Source organism: Streptomyces sp. NPDC005266, assembly GCF_040607655.1.
Classification (GTDB): Bacteria; Actinomycetota; Actinomycetes; order Streptomycetales; family Streptomycetaceae; genus Streptomyces.
The window spans coordinates 1-1,156 of record NZ_JBEXHC010000064.1; the positions used below are offsets into that span (position 1 = coordinate 1).

Here is a 1,156-nt window from a genome sequence, read left to right on the forward strand (position 1 = left end):
TGCGACATCGGCCTCGTCGGCTACGAGATGGCCCTGCTGGTCGACCGCGCGGGCAACGTCCTCACCCCGGACCTGCGCGCCGAACTGCAAGGCAGTCTTCTCAACTAGCAAAGATGGAGTGCGTTTCGCGCCACCGCGCCATAGGGTGCGGTGGCGCGACCGGCAAGGCAGGCGAGTTGGAGGAGGACACGTGGCAACGCCCCCTAGCGGATATCCGTACGGTCATGGGCAGCCGTCCGAGCCGCGCGGAGAAGCCCCGCTGAAGCGCTTCAACTTCCCCTCCACGCCCAGCCGTCAGGCCCGCTCCCAGGAGCCGCCCGAGCAGCAGCCGCACGAGCCGCCCCCGCAGCGGCGGCCCCAGCGGGCCCAGCAGGGGCCGTACACGCCCTCCTACGCCCCTTCGGAGGGGCCCATGTACGATCCGCCGCCCCCGCCCCGTATCCAACCCGTACAGCCGCCTGAGCGCCGCGCCCCGGATCCTTCCCCCGCGGGCGCCGCGCATAACCCTCTGGTGCGCCCGTACGCCATGACAGGGGGCCGGACCCGGCCCCGCTACCAGCTCGCCATCGAGGCGCTGGTGCACACCACGGCCGGACCCGCACAGCTCAAGGGCCAGCTCCCCGAGCACCAGCGGATCTGCCATCTGTGCCGCGAGATCAAGTCGGTCGCCGAGATCTCCGCACTGCTCACCATCCCCCTCGGCGTCGCCCGAATCCTCGTAGCCGACCTGGCCGAGGCCGGGCTCGTCGCCATTCATCAGCCCGGCGGCGACGAGTCCGCCGGCGGACAGCCTGACGTGACACTGCTCGAAAGGGTGCTCAGTGGACTTCGCAAGCTCTAGCGGTGCAGCCCGCTCCACCACCTCCGCGAAGATCGTGGTGGCGGGCGGCTTCGGCGTGGGCAAGACCACGTTCGTCGGCGCGGTCTCGGAGATCAACCCGCTGCGTACCGAAGCCGTGATGACCTCCGCCTCGGCGGGGATCGACGATCTCACCCACGCGCCGGACAAGACCACCACCACGGTGGCCATGGACTTCGGCCGCATCACGCTCGACCAGGACCTGATCCTGTACCTGTTCGGCACCCCCGGCCAGGACCGCTTCTGGTTCATGTGGGACGACCTGGTCCGCGGCGCCATCGGCGCCGTCGTCCTCGT

General features: G+C 70.3%; 2 protein-coding genes and 1 pseudogene. All 3 read left to right on the plus strand.

Annotation, left to right across the window (positions count from 1 at the left end):
- A pseudogene (locus tag ABZU99_RS34865) lies at positions 1-108 on the plus strand (roadblock/LC7 domain-containing protein); the annotation flags it as partial.
- Between the two features lie 82 nt (positions 109-190).
- Positions 191-841 carry a DUF742 domain-containing protein gene (locus ABZU99_RS34870; protein ID WP_355955377.1) on the plus strand — a complete coding sequence of 217 codons (651 nt, stop codon included), beginning with the start codon at positions 191-193 and terminating at the stop codon, positions 839-841.
- The coding region (locus ABZU99_RS34875) for an ATP/GTP-binding protein (protein WP_355955379.1) at positions 822-1,156 on the plus strand (335 nt) is incomplete at its 3' end. The genes ABZU99_RS34870 and ABZU99_RS34875, both read left to right, overlap by 20 nt.